At 65.5% G+C, this 19,712-nt stretch carries 33 protein-coding genes and 1 tRNA gene; 32 read left to right on the top strand and 2 right to left on the bottom strand.

Features of this window, described 5'->3' with window-relative positions:
• Positions 1-77 precede the first annotated feature (77 nt).
• The 30 genes from rplC to prfA all read left to right on the top strand — a co-directional run bounded on the left by rplC (position 78) and on the right by prfA (position 16,723).
• The gene (gene rplC / locus FPZ61_RS01255; protein ID WP_185464176.1) at positions 78-725 is read left to right on the top strand and encodes a 50S ribosomal protein L3; all 648 of its coding nucleotides are present in this window, start codon (positions 78-80) and stop codon (positions 723-725) included.
• A gap of 11 nt (positions 726-736) precedes the next feature.
• Positions 737-1,372 (top strand): 50S ribosomal protein L4, encoded by a 636-nt coding sequence (gene rplD / locus FPZ61_RS01250; protein WP_185464177.1) that lies wholly within the window; start codon positions 737-739, stop codon positions 1,370-1,372.
• Positions 1,365-1,667 carry a 50S ribosomal protein L23 gene (locus FPZ61_RS01245; RefSeq protein WP_185464178.1) on the top strand — a complete coding sequence of 101 codons (303 nt, stop codon included), beginning with the start codon at positions 1,365-1,367 and terminating at the stop codon, positions 1,665-1,667. The genes rplD and FPZ61_RS01245 overlap by 8 nt, the downstream gene beginning before the upstream one ends.
• A 15-nt stretch (positions 1,668-1,682) precedes the next feature.
• A complete protein-coding gene (rplB, locus tag FPZ61_RS01240; RefSeq protein WP_185464179.1) occupies positions 1,683-2,546 on the top strand; it encodes a 50S ribosomal protein L2 in 864 nt (287 codons plus the stop codon).
• A gap of 35 nt (positions 2,547-2,581) precedes the next feature.
• Positions 2,582-2,857: a 30S ribosomal protein S19 gene (gene rpsS / locus FPZ61_RS01235; RefSeq protein ID WP_185464180.1), complete on the top strand. Its 276-nt coding sequence runs from the start codon at positions 2,582-2,584 to the stop codon at positions 2,855-2,857.
• A 13-nt stretch (positions 2,858-2,870) separates the two neighbouring features.
• Positions 2,871-3,230: a 50S ribosomal protein L22 gene (rplV, locus tag FPZ61_RS01230; protein ID WP_185464181.1), complete on the top strand. Its 360-nt coding sequence runs from the start codon at positions 2,871-2,873 to the stop codon at positions 3,228-3,230.
• A gap of 19 nt (positions 3,231-3,249) precedes the next feature.
• The gene (gene rpsC, locus FPZ61_RS01225; RefSeq protein ID WP_185464182.1) at positions 3,250-3,978 is read left to right on the top strand and encodes a 30S ribosomal protein S3; all 729 of its coding nucleotides are present in this window, start codon (positions 3,250-3,252) and stop codon (positions 3,976-3,978) included.
• Between the two features lie 16 nt (positions 3,979-3,994).
• Positions 3,995-4,456 (top strand): 50S ribosomal protein L16, encoded by a 462-nt coding sequence (gene rplP, locus FPZ61_RS01220; protein WP_185464183.1) that lies wholly within the window; start codon positions 3,995-3,997, stop codon positions 4,454-4,456.
• 4 nt (positions 4,457-4,460) lie between these two features.
• Entirely contained in the window at positions 4,461-4,676 is a 216-nt protein-coding gene (gene rpmC / locus FPZ61_RS01215; RefSeq protein ID WP_185464184.1) for a 50S ribosomal protein L29, read from the top strand.
• A gap of 15 nt (positions 4,677-4,691) precedes the next feature.
• On the top strand, positions 4,692-4,943 hold the full coding sequence (gene rpsQ / locus FPZ61_RS01210) for a 30S ribosomal protein S17 (protein WP_185464185.1): 252 nt from the start codon (positions 4,692-4,694) through the stop codon (positions 4,941-4,943).
• A 12-nt stretch (positions 4,944-4,955) separates the two neighbouring features.
• Positions 4,956-5,321: a 50S ribosomal protein L14 gene (gene rplN, locus FPZ61_RS01205; protein ID WP_006173346.1), complete on the top strand. Its 366-nt coding sequence runs from the start codon at positions 4,956-4,958 to the stop codon at positions 5,319-5,321.
• A gap of 1 nt (position 5,322) precedes the next feature.
• Positions 5,323-5,679, top strand: a complete 357-nt coding sequence (gene rplX, locus FPZ61_RS01200) for a 50S ribosomal protein L24 (protein WP_185464186.1) — start codon at positions 5,323-5,325, stop codon at positions 5,677-5,679.
• A gap of 83 nt (positions 5,680-5,762) precedes the next feature.
• Positions 5,763-6,302: a 50S ribosomal protein L5 gene (rplE, locus tag FPZ61_RS01195; protein WP_185464187.1), complete on the top strand. Its 540-nt coding sequence runs from the start codon at positions 5,763-5,765 to the stop codon at positions 6,300-6,302.
• A gap of 22 nt (positions 6,303-6,324) precedes the next feature.
• Positions 6,325-6,726, top strand: a complete 402-nt coding sequence (gene rpsH, locus FPZ61_RS01190) for a 30S ribosomal protein S8 (RefSeq protein ID WP_185464188.1) — start codon at positions 6,325-6,327, stop codon at positions 6,724-6,726.
• 15 nt (positions 6,727-6,741) lie between these two features.
• Positions 6,742-7,281, top strand: a complete 540-nt coding sequence (rplF, locus tag FPZ61_RS01185) for a 50S ribosomal protein L6 (protein WP_185464189.1) — start codon at positions 6,742-6,744, stop codon at positions 7,279-7,281.
• Between the two features lie 32 nt (positions 7,282-7,313).
• Positions 7,314-7,679 (top strand): 50S ribosomal protein L18, encoded by a 366-nt coding sequence (rplR, locus tag FPZ61_RS01180; RefSeq protein WP_185464190.1) that lies wholly within the window; start codon positions 7,314-7,316, stop codon positions 7,677-7,679.
• A gap of 13 nt (positions 7,680-7,692) precedes the next feature.
• Positions 7,693-8,352 carry a 30S ribosomal protein S5 gene (gene rpsE, locus FPZ61_RS01175; RefSeq protein ID WP_185464191.1) on the top strand — a complete coding sequence of 220 codons (660 nt, stop codon included), beginning with the start codon at positions 7,693-7,695 and terminating at the stop codon, positions 8,350-8,352.
• Between the two features lie 5 nt (positions 8,353-8,357).
• Entirely contained in the window at positions 8,358-8,810 is a 453-nt protein-coding gene (rplO, locus tag FPZ61_RS01170) for a 50S ribosomal protein L15 (protein WP_185464192.1), read from the top strand.
• Positions 8,811-8,943: 133 nt separating this feature from the next.
• A complete protein-coding gene (gene secY, locus FPZ61_RS01165; protein ID WP_185464193.1) occupies positions 8,944-10,260 on the top strand; it encodes a preprotein translocase subunit SecY in 1,317 nt (438 codons plus the stop codon).
• 45 nt (positions 10,261-10,305) lie between these two features.
• Complete coding sequence (locus FPZ61_RS01160) at positions 10,306-10,854, top strand: adenylate kinase (protein WP_185464194.1); 549 nt, start codon at positions 10,306-10,308, stop codon at positions 10,852-10,854.
• A gap of 45 nt (positions 10,855-10,899) precedes the next feature.
• Positions 10,900-11,013: a 50S ribosomal protein L36 gene (gene rpmJ / locus FPZ61_RS01155; protein WP_007100636.1), complete on the top strand. Its 114-nt coding sequence runs from the start codon at positions 10,900-10,902 to the stop codon at positions 11,011-11,013.
• 94 nt (positions 11,014-11,107) lie between these two features.
• The gene (gene rpsM / locus FPZ61_RS01150) at positions 11,108-11,473 is read left to right on the top strand and encodes a 30S ribosomal protein S13 (RefSeq protein WP_185464195.1); all 366 of its coding nucleotides are present in this window, start codon (positions 11,108-11,110) and stop codon (positions 11,471-11,473) included.
• A gap of 66 nt (positions 11,474-11,539) precedes the next feature.
• On the top strand, positions 11,540-11,932 hold the full coding sequence (gene rpsK, locus FPZ61_RS01145) for a 30S ribosomal protein S11 (protein WP_006173334.1): 393 nt from the start codon (positions 11,540-11,542) through the stop codon (positions 11,930-11,932).
• Positions 11,933-11,982: 50 nt separating this feature from the next.
• Positions 11,983-12,921, top strand: a complete 939-nt coding sequence (locus tag FPZ61_RS01140; protein WP_185464196.1) for a DNA-directed RNA polymerase subunit alpha — start codon at positions 11,983-11,985, stop codon at positions 12,919-12,921.
• A 41-nt stretch (positions 12,922-12,962) separates the two neighbouring features.
• Positions 12,963-13,313, top strand: coding sequence for a 50S ribosomal protein L17 (gene rplQ / locus FPZ61_RS01135; RefSeq protein ID WP_185464197.1), 351 nt, complete (start codon positions 12,963-12,965; stop codon positions 13,311-13,313).
• 26 nt (positions 13,314-13,339) lie between these two features.
• Entirely contained in the window at positions 13,340-14,281 is a 942-nt protein-coding gene (gene truA / locus FPZ61_RS01130) for a tRNA pseudouridine(38-40) synthase TruA (RefSeq protein WP_185464397.1), read from the top strand.
• Positions 14,282-14,395: 114 nt separating this feature from the next.
• Positions 14,396-14,848: a 50S ribosomal protein L13 gene (gene rplM, locus FPZ61_RS01125; RefSeq protein ID WP_185474724.1), complete on the top strand. Its 453-nt coding sequence runs from the start codon at positions 14,396-14,398 to the stop codon at positions 14,846-14,848.
• Complete coding sequence (rpsI, locus tag FPZ61_RS01120; protein WP_185464199.1) at positions 14,845-15,252, top strand: 30S ribosomal protein S9; 408 nt, start codon at positions 14,845-14,847, stop codon at positions 15,250-15,252. The genes rplM and rpsI overlap by 4 nt, the downstream gene beginning before the upstream one ends.
• Positions 15,253-15,283: 31 nt before the next feature.
• Positions 15,284-15,550: a 50S ribosomal protein L31 gene (gene rpmE, locus FPZ61_RS01115; RefSeq protein ID WP_185464200.1), complete on the top strand. Its 267-nt coding sequence runs from the start codon at positions 15,284-15,286 to the stop codon at positions 15,548-15,550.
• Positions 15,551-15,625: 75 nt separating this feature from the next.
• Positions 15,626-16,723 carry a peptide chain release factor 1 gene (prfA, locus tag FPZ61_RS01110; RefSeq protein WP_185464201.1) on the top strand — a complete coding sequence of 366 codons (1,098 nt, stop codon included), beginning with the start codon at positions 15,626-15,628 and terminating at the stop codon, positions 16,721-16,723.
• Between the two features lie 25 nt (positions 16,724-16,748).
• Here the strand turns inward: prfA and FPZ61_RS01105 are convergent, their stop codons facing one another.
• A complete protein-coding gene (locus FPZ61_RS01105) occupies positions 16,749-17,246 on the bottom strand; it encodes an HNH endonuclease (RefSeq protein ID WP_185464202.1) in 498 nt (165 codons plus the stop codon).
• A gap of 137 nt (positions 17,247-17,383) precedes the next feature.
• On the opposite strand from FPZ61_RS01105, the gene alr reads away from it, so the two are divergent.
• A complete protein-coding gene (alr, locus tag FPZ61_RS01100) occupies positions 17,384-18,601 on the top strand; it encodes an alanine racemase (protein WP_185464203.1) in 1,218 nt (405 codons plus the stop codon).
• Positions 18,602-18,620: 19 nt separating this feature from the next.
• Positions 18,621-18,709: transfer RNA gene (locus tag FPZ61_RS01095), tRNA-Ser, on the top strand.
• A gap of 61 nt (positions 18,710-18,770) precedes the next feature.
• Here FPZ61_RS01095 and FPZ61_RS01090 read toward each other — a convergent pair.
• Positions 18,771-19,703: a serine hydrolase gene (locus FPZ61_RS01090; protein WP_185464204.1), complete on the bottom strand. Its 933-nt coding sequence runs from the start codon at positions 19,701-19,703 to the stop codon at positions 18,771-18,773.
• Positions 19,704-19,712: the final 9 nt, after the last annotated feature.

Genomic DNA, 19,712 nt, shown 5'->3' with positions numbered 1-19,712 from the left:
GCGCGTCTGCCCGATTCAGTCCCGAGTGGTTCGCACCCTGCGTGCGTGCCGCTGTCCCGCTGGCGTTTCTCCCTCCTATGTCCTTCGGCATCCTTGGGAAGAAACTGGGCATGTCCCAGTACTTCGACCCCAACGGCAAATCCATCCCGGTCACCGTGATCGAGGCGGGCCCCTGCCGCATCACTCAACTCAAGACTCCCGCCACTGACGGCTACACCGCCGCGCAGATCGGTTTTGGCGAGGTCCGCGAGAAGCTCGTCAACAAGCCTGCTGCCGGCCACCTGGCCAAGTCGGGCGATGAGCTGCTCCGCCATCTCCAGGAGTACCGGCTCGACTCCCTTGATGGGCTTGAGCTGGGGGCTTCCATCACGGTCGAGGCCTTCGAAGCCGGACAGAAGGTGGACGTCAGTGGCGACACCGTCGGCCGGGGTTTCTCCGGCTATCAGAAGCGTCATGGCTTCAGCCGGGGTCCGATGACCCACGGCTCCAAGAATCACCGCGAGCCTGGGTCCACCGGTGCCGGCACCACTCCAGGGCGTGTCTATCCGGGCAAGCGCATGGCGGGCCGCTACGGCGGCAAGCAGATCACCACCCGTGGCCTCACCATCCTCAAGGTGGATCAGGACCGCAATCTGCTGGTGGTGAAAGGTTCGGTGCCCGGCAAGCCCGGCACCCTGCTCAGCATCCGCCCCGCCTTGCGGGTCGGCGCCAAGGCCGCGAACTGAGGAGAAATCAGATGGTGAATTGTGTTGTTCGCGATTGGCAGGGCAAGGAGGCCGGCGAGGCCAGCCTTGACCTGAAGGTCGCCAAGAAATCCTCCGCTGCCGACCTGGTGCACAGGGCGGTGGTGCGTCAGCTGGCCAACGCCCGTCAGGGCACCGCCAGTACCCTCACCCGCGCGGAAGTCCGCGGTGGCGGCCGCAAGCCCTACAAGCAGAAGGGCACGGGCCGGGCCCGTCAGGGCTCGATCCGCACCCCGCTGCGTCCCGGTGGTGGTGTGATCTTCGGGCCCAAGCCCCGGAGTTACAGCCTGGCGATGAACCGCAAGGAACGTCGCCTGGCCCTGCGCACGGCCCTGCTCAGCCGTGCTGCCGACATCCTCGTGGTCAAAGGCTTCGCAACCGATCTCAAGGTTCCGAAGACCAAGGAGATCGTGGACGCGCTTGAGCGCTGGGATGTGCCGGCCGGCAGGAAGGTCCTTCTGGTGCTTGATGCCCCGAGCGATGTGGTGCGCCGCTCGGTGCGCAACCTCGAGAAGGTGAAGCTGATCGCCGCGGATCAGCTCAATGTGTTCGACCTGCTCCACGCCAATGTGCTGGTGTTGAGCGAAGAGGCACTGGCCAAGATTCAGGAGATCTACGGCGATGACTGAGCGTTTCAATGGCCGGCTCGCGGATGTGATCCGCCGGCCGCTGATTACTGAAAAAGCCACCCGAGCCCTGGAACTCAACCAGTACACGTTCGAGGTGGACCCCAGGGCAGCCAAACCCGACATCAAGGCCGCTGTCGAACATCTGTTCGACGTGCATGTGATCGGGGTGAGCACCATGAATCCTCCGCGCAGAAGCCGGCGGGTCGGTCGCTTCGCCGGCAAGCGCGCCCAGGTGAAGAAAGCCGTGGTGCGCCTCGCCGCCGGCGATGCCATCCAGTTGTTCCCAGAGGCCTGAGGGGTCTGAATCGTTATGGCAATCCGCAACTACCGCCCCTACACCCCCGGCACTCGCGGCCGCTCTTCCAGCGACTTCAGTGAAGTCACGGAGCGACGCCCCGAGCGCACGCTTGTGGTGGCCAAACACCGTCAGAAAGGCCGCAACAATCGCGGTGTGATCACCTGCCGCCACCGCGGCGGTGGCCACAAGCGCCTCTACCGCCTGGTCGACTTCCGTCGCGACAAGACCGGCGTGGTCGCCCGGGTGGCCGCCATCCACTACGACCCCCACCGCAATGCGCGGCTGGCGCTGCTCTTCTACTCCGATGGAGAGAAGCGCTACATCCTGGCTCCTGCCGGCATCACCGTGGGGCAGATGGTCGTCTCCGGCCCCGACGCCCCGATTGAAGTGGGGAATGCCCTGCCGCTCTCGGCCATTCCCCTCGGCTCCAGCGTCCACAACGTCGAGCTCTATGCCGGCCGTGGTGGCCAGATGGTCCGCACCGCCGGTGCCAGCGCCCAGGTGATGGCCAAGGAAGGCGACTATGTCGCCCTCAAGCTCCCCTCCACCGAGGTAAGGCTGGTGCGTCGCGAGTGCTTCGCCACCCTCGGCGAAGTGGGCAATGCCGAAGTGCGCAACGCCAGCCTCGGCAAGGCGGGTCGCACCCGCTGGCTGGGCCGCCGCCCGCAGGTTCGCGGCAGCGTGATGAACCCCTGCGATCACCCCCATGGAGGTGGCGAAGGTCGGGCACCGATCGGCCGCTCCGGCCCAGTCACCCCCTGGGGAAAACCCGCCCTGGGCCTGAAAACCCGCAAGCGCAACAAGCCAAGCAACCGGTTTGTGCTGCGGAAGCGTCGCCGCACCTCCAAGCGGAGCCGTGGCGGACGGGATTCCTGATGCTCAACACCGTTCTGCTGTCTGCCTGATTCGCTATGGGACGTTCACTCAAAAAAGGACCCTTTGTCGCCGACCATCTGCTGCGCAAGATCGAAGCGCAGAACAGTGCTGGCGACAAAACCGTGATCAAGACCTGGTCGCGGGCCTCCACAATCCTGCCGATGATGATCGGCCACACCATTGCCGTCCACAACGGCAAAAGCCATGTGCCGGTCTACGTGACCGAGCAGATGGTGGGCCACAAGCTGGGGGAATTCGCCCCCACCCGCACCTTCCGGGGCCACATCAAAGACAAGAAAGGTGCCCGTTAAGGAGCGATTCACCATGGCCAACACCACCACCCCCAGCCAAGAAGCCCGCGCCCACGGCCGCTACATCCGCGGTTCCGTCTCCAAGGTGCGCCGGGTTCTCGATCAGATCCGCGGCCGCACCTATCGCGAGGCGCTGATCCTGCTCGAGTTCATGCCCTACCGCTCCACCGGCCCCATCACCAAGGTGCTGCGATCGGCGGTGGCGAACGCGGAGCACAACATGGGCCTCGATCCCACCACCCTGGTGATCAGCACCGCCAGCGCCGACATGGGTCCGTCCCTGAAGCGCTTCCGGCCACGGGCCCAGGGCCGTGCCTACGCCATCAAAAAGCAAACCTGCCACATCAGCATTGCTGTGGCTCCTTCCGCCTGACCCCCGAGGACACCGCCCGATGGGACACAAGATCCATCCAACCGGCCTGCGCCTGGGGATCACCCAGGACCACCGCTCCCGTTGGTACGCCCCCAGCAAGACCTATCCGACCCTCCTCCAGGAGGACGACCGGATTCGCCGCTTCATCCACAAGAAGTACGCGTCCGCCGGCATCAGTGATGTGCTGATCGCCCGCAAGGCCGACCAGCTGGAGGTGGAGCTCAAGACAGCCCGACCCGGAGTGCTGGTGGGGCGCCAGGGAAGCGGCATCGAGGATCTGCGCGCCGGCATTCAGAAAACTGTCGGTGACCGCAACCGCCAGGTGCGCATCAACGTGGTGGAGGTGGAGCGAGTCGATGCCGACGCCTTCCTGCTGGCCGAATACATCGCCCAGCAGCTGGAGAAGCGGGTGGCCTTTCGCCGGGTCATGCGCATGACCGTGCAGCGGGCCCAGCGGGCCGGCGTGCTCGGCCTGAAAATCCAGGTGAGCGGGCGCCTCAATGGCGCCGAGATCGCCCGGACCGAATGGACCCGGGAAGGCCGGGTTCCGCTGCACACCCTGCGCGCCGACATCGACTACGCCACCAAGGTGGCGTCCACCACCTACGGGGTGCTGGGCATCAAGGTGTGGGTGTTCAAAGGTGAAGTGCTTCCTGGTCAGCAGGAAAAACTCCCCGTCGGGGCAGCACCACGGCGCCGCGCCAACCGGCGGCCCCAACAGTTCGAAGACCGCTCCAACGAGGAGTGAGCAGGAAGCCTGAACCATGCTGAGTCCACGTCGCGTCAAATTCCGCAAACAGCAGCGAGGCCGCATGTGCGGTGTCGCCAGCCGGGGCAACACCATTGCCTTCGGTCAGTTTGCGCTGCAGGCCCAGGAATGCGGGTGGATCACCTCCCGCCAGATTGAGGCCAGCCGCCGGGCCATGACCCGCTACGTCAAGCGGGGCGGGAAGATCTGGATCCGGATCTTCCCCGACAAGCCCGTCACCATGCGCCCCGCCGAAACCCGCATGGGCTCCGGTAAGGGCAACCCCGAGTTCTGGGTGGCCGTGATCAAACCAGGTCGCATCCTCTTCGAGATGGGCGGTGCCGAAATCACCGAAACCATCGCCAAGGAGGCCATGCGCCTGGCCCAGTACAAGCTGCCCATCAAGACCAAGTTCCTGGCCCTTGACGAGCAGGTGAGTGCGGTCGAACCGGAGATCACCGTCCCTGTGGAGTCCTGAACCCATGGCCCGTCCTGACATCGCCGAGGTGCACAAGCTCACCGACGCCGAAATCAGCGAACAGATCAACAGCACCCGCCGTGATCTCTTCGATCTGCGCTTCCAGCAGGCCACCCGCCGTCTGGAACATCCTCACCGCTTCAAGCAGAGCCGCATCAAGCTGGCCCAGCTGCTGACGGTGCAGAAGGAGCGTCAGAGCTCCACCCCCTCCGCCTCCTGATCCCCCACACCACCCATGGCACTCAAGGAAAGGGTCGGCGTCGTCGTCAGCGACAAGATGGACAAAACGGTGGTGGTGGCGGTGGAGAACCGCTTCCCCCATCCCATCTACCAGAAGACCGTCAGCCGCACCGCCCGTTACAAAGCCCACGACGAGGACAACCGTTGTCGCGTGGGTGATCGGGTCCGCATCACAGAAACCCGTCCCCTCAGCCGCACCAAGCGCTGGGCCGTGGCCGAGATTTTCACCACATCCGGCGCGAGCTGAGGAGATCCCACCATGATTCAGCAGGAAACCTTCCTCAATGTCGCTGACAACAGCGGCGCCAAGCGCATCCAGTGCATCAGGGTGCTGGGCACCAACCGTCGCTATGCCCACGTGGGGGATGTGATCGTGGCTGCCGTCAAGGACGCCATGCCCAACATGGGGGTGAAGAAGTCGGATGTGGTCAAGGCCGTGGTGGTCCGCACCAGGGCCACCCTGCGCCGTGACACCGGCAATGCCATCCGTTTCGATGACAACGCCGCCGTCATCCTCGGCACCGACAACAACCCCAAAGGCACCCGGGTGTTCGGCCCTGTGGCCCGGGAACTGCGGGAGCGCAACTTCACCAAAATCGTGTCTCTCGCCCCGGAGGTGATCTGAGATGGCCACAGCCACACCAAAAACCAGGCCCCTCCAGCGGGTCAAGATGCGCATCCGCAAAGGCGACACCGTCAAGGTGATCGCCGGTAAGGACAAGGGTAAGACCGGGGAGGTCCTGCGCACCCTTCCCAACGAGAACCGTGTTGTGGTGCAGGGAATCAACCTGCGCACCCGTCACATGAAGCCCACCCAGGAAGGCGAATCCGGCCGGATCCTCACCGAAGAGGCTTCCATCCATGCCTCCAACGTGATGGTGTTCTCCACCGCCAACAACGTCCCCAGCCGGGTGGAGCTTGTCGTCGAGGCCGACGGCACCAAGAAGCGCCGCCTCAAGAAGACGGGTGAAGTTCTTGCCTGACGGCAAGCACGTCCGCTCCCACCGCTGAACGAACCCTGTCCGCTTTCTGACAACGCCCAGAAGCGCATCCCCCCATCCCCGCCATGTCACTCAAACAGCGCTATCGGGAGACGATCCTGCCCAAGTTGCTCAAGGATCTCACCCTCTCGAACGTCCATGAAGTCCCCAAGGTGGTGAAAGTCACCATCAACCGGGGACTCGGCGAAGCCGCCCAGAACGCCAAGGCTCTTGAAGCCTCCATCAGCGAACTGGCCACCATCACCGGTCAGAAGGTTGTGGTAACGCGCGCCAAGAAAGCCATCGCCGGCTTCAAGATTCGCCAAGGCATGCCGATCGGCGTGGCCGTCACCCTTCGCGGGGATCGGATGTATGCCTTCCTGGAGCGGCTGATCAACCTGGCCCTGCCCCGCATCCGCGACTTCCGTGGCGTCAGCCCGAAAAGCTTCGACGGACGTGGCAACTACACCCTGGGGGTGCGGGAGCAAATCATCTTCCCCGAAATCTCCTACGACAAAATCGACGCCATCCGTGGCATGGACATCACCATCGTGACCAGCGCCCGCAACGACGAAGAGGGCCGGGCCCTCCTCCGCGAGATGGGAATGCCGTTCCGCAGCAACTGAGCCCCCTCTTCGGATCCCAACCATGGCTAATCACGACCCGATTTCCGACATGCTCACCCGCATCCGCAATGCGAGTGAGAAGAAGCACCAGACCACCAAGGTGCCTGCTTCACGCCTCTCCCACAGCATCGCCAAGGTGCTGCAGCATGAAGGCTTCATTGCCCAGATCAGCGAGGAGGGAGAAGGCGTTGAACGCTTTCTTGTTCTTGAGCTGAAATACAGCGGCAAGCACCGTCAGCCCACCATCCGCTCGGTGCAGCGGGTGAGCAAGCCAGGTCTGCGCATCTACAAGAACACCCGCCAGCTTCCCAAGGTCCTTGGCGGCCTGGGTGTGGCGATCATCTCCACCTCCAGAGGGGTGATGAGCGACCGCGATGCCCGCAAGCAGGGCGTTGGCGGCGAAGTGCTTTGCTACATCTATTGATCAGGGAGTCGATCCATGTCTCGTATTGGTAAATCGCCGATCCCCGTTCCCGACAAGGTGAATGTCACCCTGGCGGGTCTGGCGGTAACGGTCAAAGGTCCCAAGGGTGAGCTCAGCCGCACCCTCCCCGATGGGGTGGCGGTCAGCCAGCAGGACAACACCCTGGTGGTCACCCCCTCCAACGGAAGCCGCCGCTCCAGGGAACGTCACGGCCTCTGCCGCACCCTCGTCGCCAACATGGTGGAGGGCGTCAGTCAGGGGTTCACCCGCAAGCTCGAGATCGTGGGAGTGGGCTACCGCGCCCAGGTCCAGGGACGCAAGCTGGTGGTCAGTGCGGGCTACAGCCACCCGGTGGAGGTGACTCCCCCGGAGGGCGTCAGCTTCACGGTGGAGGGCACCACCCAGGTGATGGTGTCCGGAGCCGACAAGGAGCTTGTGGGCAATGAAGCCGCCAAGATCCGCGCCATCCGTCCTCCTGAGCCCTACAAGGGCAAGGGCATCAAGTACGCGGGTGAGCGCATCCTGCGCAAGGCCGGCAAGTCCGGTAAGAAATGAGGCCTGCCTGAGCGTTCCCACCCTGTACTGCCATGTCCACCCTTTCCAGAAAACAGCAGACCCAGAAGCGTCACCGCCGTCTGCGTCGCCATCTCAACGGAACCGCCGATCGTCCTCGCCTGGCCGTGTTCCGCTCCAACAACCACATCTACGCCCAGGTCATCGACGACGCGGCCCAGGCCACCCTCTGTGCAGCCTCGACCCTCGACAAGGATCTGCGCACCAGCCTCGAGTCGAGTGCCACCCGCGACGCCTCCGTCGCCGTGGGCCAGCTGCTGGCCACCCGCGCCATTGCCAAGGGAATCCAGCAGGTGGTCTTCGACCGCGGTGGCAACCTGTACCACGGCCGGGTCAAGGCCCTCGCCGATGCCGCCCGGGAAGCGGGCCTTCAGTTCTGAACCGCCTCCAACCATGACCGAAACCAACGAACAGACCAAATCCAGCGACGTGCCATCCGCGGCCGTCGGAGTTCCCGCTGCTGCCGAAGCTCAGCAGGAACGCCGAGGTGGCGGCAACCGTGGTGGCGGTGGTGGTGACCGCCGTGGCGGCGGCGGACGCCGGGGCGACAACCGCCGCGGCCAGGAGCGCGACTCCGAATGGCAGGAGCGGGTGGTGCAGATCCGCCGTGTCTCCAAGACCGTCAAAGGCGGCAAGAAGATGAGCTTTCGCGCCATCGTCGTGGTCGGTAACGAACGCGGCCAGGTGGGTGTGGGCGTCGGCAAGGCGGGTGATGTGATCGGCGCCGTGCGCAAGGGCGTCGCCGATGGGAAGAAGCACCTGGTGAAGGTTCCCCTGACCCGCACCAGCTCCATCCCCACCGACGGCCATGGCGTCGACGGTGCCGCCAGCATCCTGATGCGCCCGGCGGCCCCAGGCACCGGCGTGATCGCGGGCGGCTCGATCCGTACCGTGCTCGAGCTGGCCGGGATCAAGAATGTGCTGGCCAAACGCCTGGGCAGCAAGACTCCCCTCAACAATGCCCGCGCCACCATTCAGGCGCTGCAGTCTCTGCGCACCCACAAGGAGACGGCCAAGGAACGGGGCATCTCCCTCGAGCAGATCTACTCCTGAGCCCCATGACCCTCTCTCTCAGCACCCTCACCCCCCAGACCGGTGCCCGTCGTCGCAAACTGCGCAAAGGCCGCGGCATCGCCGCCGGCCAGGGCGCCAGCTGCGGGTTCGGCATGCGCGGCCAGAAGTCCCGCTCGGGCCGACCCACCCGTCCAGGCTTTGAAGGCGGCCAGATGCCTCTCTACCGCAGGATTCCGAAGCTCAAGCATTTCCCCCTGGTCAACCCCCGGCACTTCACCGTGCTGAACGTGGCCAAGCTCTCTGGGCTCAAGGCCGGCAGCACCGTCAACCTCGACACCCTCGTGGCTTCCGGTCTGGTCACCAGCCCCAAGCATCCGCTGAAAATCCTCGGCAGCGGTGATCTGGATGTGAAGCTGACTGTCGAGGCGGCCGCCTTCACCGCCTCGGCTCGCGCCAAGATCGAGGCAGCAGGTGGCAGCTGCGAGCTGATCGACTGATCGGTCACGGTCCGCCCCCTGCTCTTCAGGGGTGCGCCGGGCAACCAGCCGCCTGCCGCCGCCCCTTGGCCGTGCAGGCGGCTTTGCCATAGCAGCTCCCGTTTCGCAAGCCCGTCCCTCATCCCTTCTCGCCATGCTCGTCAGCCGGGGCCGCAACCCCAGTGCCGCGGAAATCCTCACCCAGGTGGTCCAGTCCAAGGGACTGAGGGATCGGGTCCTCACCACCCTTGGCTTGCTGTTGCTTGTGCGTCTGGGGATCTACATCCCCGTGCCGGGCATCGATCGGGTGGCCTTTCAGCAGTTCATTCAGCAGGGTGGCCAGCTGATCGGCTTCCTCGACATCTTCACCGGCGGAGGGATCTCCACCCTCGGGGTGTTCGCCCTCGGGATCCTGCCGTTCATCAACGCATCGATCATCCTGCAGCTGCTTACAGCCGCCCTGCCCCAACTGGAGGATCTCCAGAAGAACGAAGGGGAAGCCGGGAGACGCAAGATCGCCCAGATCACCCGTTATGTGGCCCTGGGCTGGGGCCTTCTTCAGAGCACCGTCTTTGCCCTGATCCTTCGCCAGTACGCCCTCCCCGGCATTCCGGTACCGGTGTTCGTGATCCAGACCACCCTGGCGCTCGTCACCGGCGCGATGGTGGTGATGTGGATCAGTGAAGTGATCACCGAGCGGGGGATCGGCCAAGGCGCCTCGCTGGTGATCTTCGTGAACATCGTGGCCACCCTGCCGAGGGCGCTCGGCTCCACCGTGAAGCTCGCCGAGAGTGGTGACCGGGCCACCATCGGCGGCATCGTGGTGCTCGTCCTGATCTTCCTGGTCACGATCGTGGGGATCATCTTCGTGCAGGAGGGCAGCCGGCGCATCCCGATCGTGAGCGCCAAGCGTCAGGCAGGCCAGGCGGCTCTCGCCAGTCGCCAGAGCTACCTGCCGCTCAAGCTGAACGCCGGTGGCGTGATGCCCATCATCTTCGCTTCCGCTGTCGTCTTCCTGCCCCTGACCATCGCCAACATCACCAGGGCTCCCTGGCTGATCCAGCTGGCCGGTTACCTCAACCCCAACAGCAGCACCCCCTGGCTCTATGCCCTGATCTTCTTTGCGCTGATCTGTGGCTTCTCCCTCTTCTATGCCTCGCTCACGATCAATCCGATCGACATCGCCACCAACCTCAAGCGAGGGGGTGTGGCCATTCCCGGTGTCAGGCCAGGCTCCGCCACCGCCCAGTACCTCAGCGGTGTGCAGAACCGACTGACCCTGCTGGGTGGTCTCTTCCTGGGGGCGGTGGCGATCATTCCCTCCGCCGTGGAAGGAGCCACCCAGGTGCGCACCTTCCAGGGTCTGGGTGCCACCTCCCTGCTGATTCTGGTCGGTGTCGCCATCGACACCGCCAAACAGGTGCAGACCTACGTGATCTCCCAGCGCTATGAGGGCATGGTGCGGGAGTGATCTCCTCCAGCCCCTGGCCGCCATTCCCAGACGCCCTCACCCGTCATGTCCGACCGTCTTCTCTTCCTCGGCCCCCCCGGCGCCGGCAAGGGCACCCAGGCCCAGCAGCTGGCCGAAGGTCGCCAGCTGCTCCACCTCTCCACAGGCGACCTGCTGCGGGCGGAAGTGCAGGCGGGAACGGAGCTGGGAGCCGAAGCCCAGGCCGTGATGTCACGGGGTGAGCTGGTGAGCGACGCACTTGTGCTGGCGATCGTGCGGGCCCGCCTGCTCGGCCATGACGGTGGCTGGCTGCTGGATGGCTTTCCCCGCAACCTGGCCCAGGCCGAAGCCCTCGGCGAGCTGCTCGACGAACTGCAGAAGCCGATCCAGCACGTGATCCTGCTCCAGCTCGACGACGGAATCCTTCTGCAGCGCCTGCTCAGCCGAGGCCGCGAGGACGACAACGAAGCGGTGATCCGCCACCGTCTGGAGGTCTATCGTGAGCAGACCGCGCCCTTGATCGCCTTCTACCGCAACCTGGGCCTGATCCGGGAGGTGGAGGCCGAAGGATCGGTGGAGGCGGTGGCCTCCAGAATCAGCAGCATCCTGGGTTGACCCTTGTGATACGGTAGCTGTTTGCAAAATGGAGAGCCGCCGCCCATGAAGGTGCGTGCCTCAGTCAAGAAGATGTGTGAGAAGTGCCGAGTGATTCGTCGCCACGGCCGGGTGATGGTGATCTGCACCAACCCCAAGCACAAGCAACGTCAGGGCTGACCTGAGCCGAGCTCTTCTTTCCCAGTGCCCCTTCGGGCACACCGCCCTGCCTTCAACGGCCGGGCTCCCTCTGCCCTACTGAATCGTTTTCTTCGTGGCTCGGATTGCCGGTGTCGATATCCCTCGTGACAAGAGGGTCGAGATTTCTCTCACGTACGTCTACGGGATCGGGCTCACCCGTGCCCAGAAAATCCTGGCCAAAGCCGGCGTCAACCCCGACACCCGCGTCAAGGACCTCGAAGACGCTGATGTCCAGAAACTGCGGGCTGCCACCGAAAGTTTCACCCTCGAGGGCGACCTGCGTCGTCAGGAGGGCATGGCCCTCAAGCGCCTCCAGGACATCGGCTGCCTGAGGGGTCGCCGTCACCGTATGGGCCTGCCCGTGCGTGGCCAACGCACCCGCACCAATGCCCGTACCCGCCGCGGCGCCCGCAAGACCGTGGCCGGCAAGAAGAAGTAACTCTCCCGTCCGACCCCACCACGGCGGTCAGATCCCTCACCACCTCACCCCACCAGGCCCCCGTCCATGGCGAAGCCAGCCAAGAAAACCGGCGCAAAAAAGACCAAGCGCAACGTGCCCAACGGCGTGGCACACATCCAGAGCACCTTCAACAACACGATCGTGTCGATCACCGACACCGCCGGTGAGGTGATCTCCTGGTCGTCGGCCGGGGCCAGCGGCTTCAAGGGAGCCCGCAAGGGCACCCCCTTCGCCGCCCAGACGGCTGCCGAGGCCGCCGGCCGCCGGGCCCTGGAGCAAGGCATGCGCCAGATCGAAGTACTGGTCCGTGGCCCCGGCTCCGGGCGTGAAACCGCCATCCGTGCCCTGCAGGTGGCCGGACTCGAGATCACCCTGATCCGGGATGTCACCCCCCTGCCCCACAACGGCTGCCGCCGCTCCAAGCGTCGCCGGGTCTGAATCCCCGCTTCCAACCGCCTCCCGGCGTTCCTCCTCACCACCATCAGGCCGTGCATCAGTATCAGATCGATCGGGTCGAGCATTCCATCGCCGACGACCGCTCCCAGACCGGTGTGTTCGTGATCGGGCCTCTCGACCGCGGCCAAGCCATCACCCTGGGGAACGCCCTGCGCCGGGTTCTGATGGGCGGCATGGAAGGCAGTGCCATCACTGCCGTGCGCATCGCCGGGGTCAACCATGAGTACGCCACCATCCCCGGCGTTCGTGAAGACGTCCTCGACATCCTGCTGAACTGCAAGGAAGTCGTGGTCAACAGCCGAAACCGCGACCTCGAGATCGGCCGCTTGGTGGTCAATGGTCCAGCCAGCGTCTCGGCAGGTGATCTTCAGTTCTCCTCCCAGGTTCAGGTGATTGATTTCGATCGCCCGATCGCCACTGTGGCCGAAGGTCACTCCCTGGAGCTTGAGGTGCACGTGGAGCGTGGGGTCGGCTACCGGCCGGTGGATCGCCACCATGAAGACACCAGCGCCATCGACCTGCTGCAGATCGATGCCGTGTTCATGCCCGTTCGACGGGTGAACTACACGGTCGACGAAACAGCTGTTGGCGAAGGCGGTTCGGCCCGGGAACGCCTGCGCCTGGAGATCGTCACCAGTGGCTCGATCACTCCCGATGACGCCATGGCCCAGGCGGCCAATCAGCTGATTGCCCTGTTCCAGCCCCTGGCCAGCCTGACCATGGTCGAGGAGCCTGGCCTCGAGCCAGAGCCATCGGCTGAAAGCCAGATCCCCCTGGAGGAGCTGAACCTCTCGGTGCGGGCCTACAACTGCCTCAAGCGTGCGCAGGTCAATTCGGTCTCCGACCTGATGGGCTTCAGCTACGAGGACCTCCTCGAGATCAAGAACTTCGGCTCCAAATCGGCTGATGAGGTGATCGAAGCGCTGGAGCGCATCGGCATCTCCCTGCCCCAGAGCCGGACCACTGCCTGAGCGGCACCGTTTCCTCCCTTTTCCTTTCCTCTCCCGGAACCATGCGACACCAGTGCCGCGTCCCCCTGCTCGGACGTCCCGCCGACCAACGCAAAGCCCTCCTGCGGGGCCTCACCACCCAGTTGATCCGCGAGGGCCGTGTCACCACCACCAAGGCTCGCGCCAAGGCCCTGCGTGATGAGGCGGAGCGGATGATCACCCTGGCCAAGGACGGCAGCCTGGCCGCCCGTCGGCGGGCCATTGGCTACATCTTCGACAAGCAGCTGGTTCACTCCCTGTTTGACAAGGCGCAGGAGCGCTACGGCGAGCGCAGCGGCGGCTACACCCGGATCATCCGTACTGTCCCCCGCCGGGGTGACAACGCCGAAATGGCCATCATCGAGCTGGTCTGACGCCCCACGACTTCGCTCCAGCATCCCTGTTGTCCACGCATGAGGGGATTCGTCGAATCGCCCTCTGTCTGCAGTACGAGGGGTATCCCTTCTGTGGATGGCAGCGCCAGCCGGGGCAGCTGAGTGTGCAGGAGACCCTGGAGCAGGCCCTGGCCCACCTTGATCCGCACCGGCCGATGCGGGCCATGGCCGCCGGACGGACCGACAGCGGAGTGCATGCGGCCGGCCAGGTGGTGCATTTTGAGGCGAGCGGACCGATCCCCGCCCAGCGCTGGGCCGCGGCCATCAACGGCCGGCTGCCCGCCTCCATCCGGGTGAGGGCGGCCGCAGTGGTTCCCTCCAGCTGGCACGCCTGTTTCTCCGCCAGTTACCGCCGCTACCGCTACACCCTCTACAACGGCCGCAGGCCCAACCTGTTCCTCTCCCCCTGGAGCTGGCACCGCTACCAGAGGCGTCTGAACGAGGGCGCGATGGCCCGGGCACTGCGTGGGTTGCTCGGCACCCATGATTTCAGCGCCTACCAGCGGGCCGGCAGCCGCCGCCCCCACGCCCGCACCAAGGTGCAGGCCGTGAGTCTGGAACGTGACGGCGACCTGGTCGTGGCCGAGATCCAGGCCAGCGGTTTTGTGTACGGCATGGTGCGCCTGATCATGGGCCAGTTGGTGGCCGTGGGTGAGGAGCGCTTGAGTCCGGACGGATTTGAGAACCGCTGGCGGCGGCGTGCCCGCTCGGAGGTGAAAGAGGCGGCCCCAGCCCACGGGCTCTGCCTGCTGCGGGTTGGCTATCCCACATCCCCTTTTCCGCTGTCAGCCTGGTATGATTGCCAACCGCGGCTCTGGCTGGAATGCCAGGATCCGCCGGAGCTTCCTTCCCTGAGCCCACCCCCGCTGTCTGACAGCAACGAGGCGTGCTCGCCACTGGATACGTCCAGCGGAGTCCCGGAGACGGGCCAATGGGCCAAGGTTTAGGCTCAGGAACTGCGCGTCACGCCGCTGGAGCCTCTCCGCCGGCACGGCTCTTCCACCCCTGTCCAGCCCCATCCTTCGGGATGGTGCCTTACTCCGATCCGGCCTGCCGGTGCGATGAACAAGACCTCCGTTCCCTCTCTCGATTCCCTCGACCGCCAGTGGTATCTGGTGGATGCCGAGAATCAGACCCTCGGCCGTCTGGCCAGTGAGGTGGCCAGCGTGCTGCGTGGCAAGAACAAACCCACCTTCACCCCCCACCTGGACACCGGTGACTTCGTGGTCATCATCAATGCCGACAAGATCCGCATCAGCGGCAACAAGGCCAGCCAGAAGATCTACCGCCGTCACTCCGGCCGTCCTGGCGGGATGAAGACTGAAACCTTCTCCGCTCTTCAGGCGCGCCTGCCCGAGCGGATTGTCGAGAAGGCCATCAAGGGCATGCTTCCCCACAACGCCCTCGGCCGACAGTTGTTCCGCAAGCTGAAGGTGTACAAGGGTGCCGAGCACCCCCACGCCGCCCAGCAGCCTCAGGTTCTGTCCCTCGATCCTTCCGCCACCGCCCAATGAGCACCGCTTCCAACCGCGTCGTCTACTGGGGCACAGGTCGTCGTAAGACGGCCGTAGCCCGTGTGCGTGTCGTTCCCGGCACAGGCTCGATCACGATCAACGGCCGCCCCGGCGACAACTACCTGAACTACAATCCCAGTTACCTCAGCGCGGTCAAGTCGCCGCTCGACACCCTGGGGCTCTCCGCCGAGTACGACCTGCTGGTCAACGTCAAAGGCGGCGGGCTCACCGGCCAGGCCGATGCGATCAAGCAGGGCGCTGCCCGCGCCCTCTGCGAGCTCTCCCCCGACAACCGCAAACCCCTCAAGACCGAAGGTCACCTCAGCCGTGATCCCCGGGCCAAGGAGCGTCGCAAGTACGGACTGAAGAAAGCCCGTAAAGCGCCCCAGTTCTCCAAGCGCTGATCCTTTCCCTCTCCATTCAGCCCACCCAGCCATGCCCAAGGCCGACATCCATCCCACCTGGTTTCCCGATGCCAAGGTGATCTGCAACGGAGAGGTGGTGATGACCACCGGCTCCACGCAGCCCGAGCTTCACGTGGACGTGTGGAGTGGCAACCATCCCTTCTACACCGGCACACAGAAGATCCTCGACACCGAGGGGCGCGTGGACCGCTTCATGCGCAAGTACGGCATGGGCAGTACCGAGAGCGCCAACACCAAGCCCAGCAGCGAAGAAGCGAAGGGCGAGGCCGAGGCCTGATTCCCGCTGGTTTGTTCGCTTTGGAAGCCGGACGCCCACGGGTGTCCGGCTTTGTGCTGTCTGGTCCCCGCTCCCATGGATCCATCCCTGCTGCGTCAGCGCCTTGAGGCTGCCGATCGCACCTTCCACGTGCTGGAACGTCAGCTGGCCGATCCTGCCGTGGCGGCCGACCCCGGCGAATTGCGTCGGCTCTCCAAGGAACGGGCCCGGCTGGAACCGCTGGCCACGGGCCTCAGCCACCTGCACAGCCTCCAGGGCCAGCTGGAGGACAGCCGTCAGCTGGCCCGCCAGAGCAAGGGGGACCCTGAGATGGATGCCCTGATCCAGGAGGAACTCAGGGAGCTGGGGGGTCAGATCGACGAGCTCGAGCAGCAGCTCACCCTTGCCCTGCTCCCCAGGGACCCCCGCGATGAACGCAGCGTGATGCTGGAAATCCGCGCCGGCACCGGGGGGGATGAAGCCGCTCTGTGGGCGGGCGATCTGGCACGGATGTACGAACGCTTTGCCCAGACCCTGGGCTGGAGGGTGCAGCCGCTGAGTGCCTCCGAATCCGACCTGGGCGGCTTCAAGGAACTGATCCTGGCCATCCGCGGAGAGGGGGTCTACAGCCAGCTCAAGTACGAAGCAGGCGTGCATCGGGTCCAGCGGGTGCCCGCGACAGAGTCCCAGGGACGGGTGCACACCTCCACCGCAACCGTGGCGGTGATGCCGGAGGCCGATCCGGTGGAAGTCGAGCTCGATCCGGGCGACCTCGAGATCAGTACGGCCCGCTCAGGCGGCGCCGGCGGGCAGAACGTCAACAAGGTGGAAACAGCCGTGGATCTGCTGCACAAACCCACTGGCATCAGGGTCTTCTGCACCCAGGAGCGCTCACAGTTGCAGAACCGTGAGCGTGCCCTGGAGATCCTGCGGGCGAAGCTTCTGGAGCGGGAACTGGCAGAGGCCGCCGCCGCCGAGAGTTCCGCCCGCCGTGCCCAGGTGGGCAGCGGAGAGCGCAGCGAAAAGATCCGCACCTACAACGCCAAGGACAACCGGGTCACCGATCACCGGCTGGGCCGCAACTTCGCCCTCGAACCGGTGCTGCAGGGGCAGCTCGCCGACGTGATCGGCGCCTGCGTGGCGCAAGAACAGAAGATCCAGCTGGAGCAGCTGGCTGAGGAGGGCTCAGGCTGAGGCGGGTTTGTTCGAAAGAGCCCTCTCAGGCCCCGATCACATACTTGGCCCACTCCTGACGGCCCGAGCGGATGTGGCGGGTCGCCTCGAAATACAGGGTGCTCACGGGCCGGCGGGGCACCCGGGCCAGGGGCATGGCCGCCTCACGGGGGGTGCGACTTCCCTTGCGCACATTGCAGCGGAGACAGGCCGTGGTGACGTTCTCCCAGGTGTCCATGCCGCCGCGGCTACGGGGGATCACATGGTCGATCGACAGGAGCTCCCCCTGATAGCCGCAGTACTGACAGCTGTGGCCGTCGCGCTGGAAGATGTTGCGGCGAGTGAGCGGCAACTGCTTGTAGGGGACCCGCACGAACTGCCTCAGGCGGATCACCGAAGGCAGCAGCATCTCTCCGCGGATGGGATGCATGGGGTCGTGCTCGAGGCCCTCGGCCTTCCCTTTGAGCAGCATCACCGTGGCGCGGCGCCAGCTGGTGATGTTCAGAGGCTCATAAGACGCATTCAGGACCAGAACCTGGCTCACCGCGCATGGTCCATGGGAGGGGTGCCAGCTCCCCAGATGGCCGGCATGCTAACGGGTCTCAACCATCTGGCACGAGATTGGTCGTACGGTTCACAACCCAGCGACCTCTGCTGTGATGCCCGTTCGTGAAGGCACCGATGCCCCAGCCCAGCCAGCGACCGCCCCTTGAGGATGCCCAGCCGTTCACGGCCCCAGCCCCAGGGCTGCATCCTCGGCAGAGGGCCTGGGTGGAGGTGGATGAGGGAGCCATTGAGCGCAATGCCCGGGCGTTGAGTCGCTGGCTCGCTCCGGGATCATCCCTGATGGCCGTGGTCAAGGCCGATGGCTACGGCCATGGCGCGGCCCCGGTGGCGCGAGCCGCCCTGGACGGCGGCGCCACATCGCTGGGGGTGGCCACCTTGCAGGAAGGCATCGAGCTGCGCCAGGCGGGCCTGGAGGTGCCGCTGCTGGTGATGGGGAACCTGATCAACCCGGATGAGCTGCGCAGCTGCCTCGACTGGGAGCTGATGCCCACCATCAGCGGCATGCGCGAAGCCCTCCTCTGCCAGAACCTGGCCAGAGGCAGTGGCCGTTCCATGGCGCTTCAGCTCAAGGTCGACACCGGCATGGCGCGGCTCGGGGTGGACTGGAGCGATGGGGTCAGGTTGCTGAAGGCCCTCCATGAACTGGACGCGGTGAACGTGGCGGGGGTCTACTCCCACCTGGCCGATGCCGATGCCCCCCACCAGGACCCTGATGGCCTCACGGGGCTCCAGCAGGATCGCTTCGAGAAGGTGCTGCGTGGCGCCAGAGAGCTGGGGCTCAACACCGGCAGCCGTCATCTGGCCAATTCCGCCGGCACCCTGAGCAGCCACCGGCTCCACTACGACCTGGTGCGCGTCGGCCTGGCCCTCTACGGCCAGTCGCCGGCTCCCCACCTGAGTGCCCGCGTGCCGCTGCAGCCCGCCATGAGCGTGCGGGCCAGGGTCTGCCTGATCCGCGAGGTGCCCGCGGGGGTGGGAGTCAGCTACGGCCATCAATACCGCACCCGCCGAGCCAGCCGTCTGGCGGTGGTCACGATCGGGTATGCCGATGGGGTTCCCAGGCTGCTCAGCAACCGGCTGGAGGTGCTCTTCGCCGGGCGCAGGCTGACCCAGGTGGGGGCCATCACCATGGATCAGCTGCTGATCGATGCCACCGACGCTCCCCAGCTGGAGGTGGGCTCCGTGGTCACCCTGCTGGGGGAGGACGGCGGCGAGCGCATCGGGCCCCAGGAGTGGGCGCAGGCCAGTGGCACCATCCCCTGGGAAATTCTCTGCGGCTTCAAGCACCGCCTGCCCCGCTTGCGCAGCGACAAAGCCGAACGCGATCGCTGATAAGCTCAGCGGGCCCCCTGGAGAGGTGGCTGAGTGGTTGAAAGCGGCTCCCTGCTAAGGAGTTACAGGAGGCAACTTCTGTCGAGGGTTCGAATCCCTCCCTCTCCGTTTCAAGGTCCTGCCCCCGGCGGCCTTACCCTCCCATCCCCGCTTGCCCGGCAGGCGGCGCTCAGCTCAGCGCACTGACCTGGCTGAGAGCTTGGCTCAGTTCGGGCAGAAGCTCCTGATCGCAAGCCCGCTCCGTCCCTTCACTGAAGATCACCAGCAGGAAGGGGGCCCGTCCCTCGCTCTCCACGTAGGCCGCGTCGTGGCGGGCCTGGCTCATCCAGCCTGCCTTGCTCCACAGCCGTGCGCCGGCGGAGAGGCCTGCGCCGATGAAGCCGTCCACCTGATTTTCAGGATCCGCCGCCAGCAGCTCGGGATCGAGCGAGCGGGCCAGCAGGTCCCGCATCCGGGCGCAGGCAGGGGGGGACACGAGCCCCCCGGCCATGATCAGGTGCAGCAGCCGGGCGGTGGCATCGGTGCTGAGGCGGTTGCGGTTCTCCAGCGCCGGTCCGTAGAACTGCCGCTCCCGTCCATAGGGGCCATCCCCCCAGGTTTTCTGGCAGACGTTGCACCCATCGAACTCCGGCCAGCCCAGGGAGGCGAACCACTGATTCACCAGCTGGCGGCGCTCGATCCAGGCCTGCAGCGGCCGCTCCGGCAGGTCGGGGCCGCTGGTGGTGCCCGTGAGCCAGTCCACCAGCACGGCGGTGGCGTCGTTGCTGGAATCACGGATCATGTCTGCCATCGCCCGGCGCAGCTCAGCCCCGTCTTCCAGCAGCTGACGCTGCAGCCAGGCTTCGGTGGCAGCCAGATAGAAGAGCTTGACCACGCTGGCGGGATAGCGGGCCCGGGACCCTGCCCAGGAGGCCCCTGCCGGGTGCTGCAGCCAGGGACCTGACGTCTCGGTGACCTCAGCTGCACCGATCAGGCTGCGCGGATAGCGCAACCAGGTGATCGAAACCTGGGAGGTGAGACCAGGGCGGCCCTGGAGCTCCAGGGCATGGAGGTGGTCCTCGAGGATCGCGCCCATCGCCGCATCAAGGCTGTAGAACGCCATCGGTACCGT

This window comes from Synechococcus sp. BSA11S, assembly GCF_014224355.1.
In the GTDB taxonomy this organism is placed as follows: domain Bacteria; phylum Cyanobacteriota; class Cyanobacteriia; order PCC-6307; family Cyanobiaceae; genus Regnicoccus_A.
This window is presented reverse-complemented; position numbering and strand designations above follow the sequence as displayed.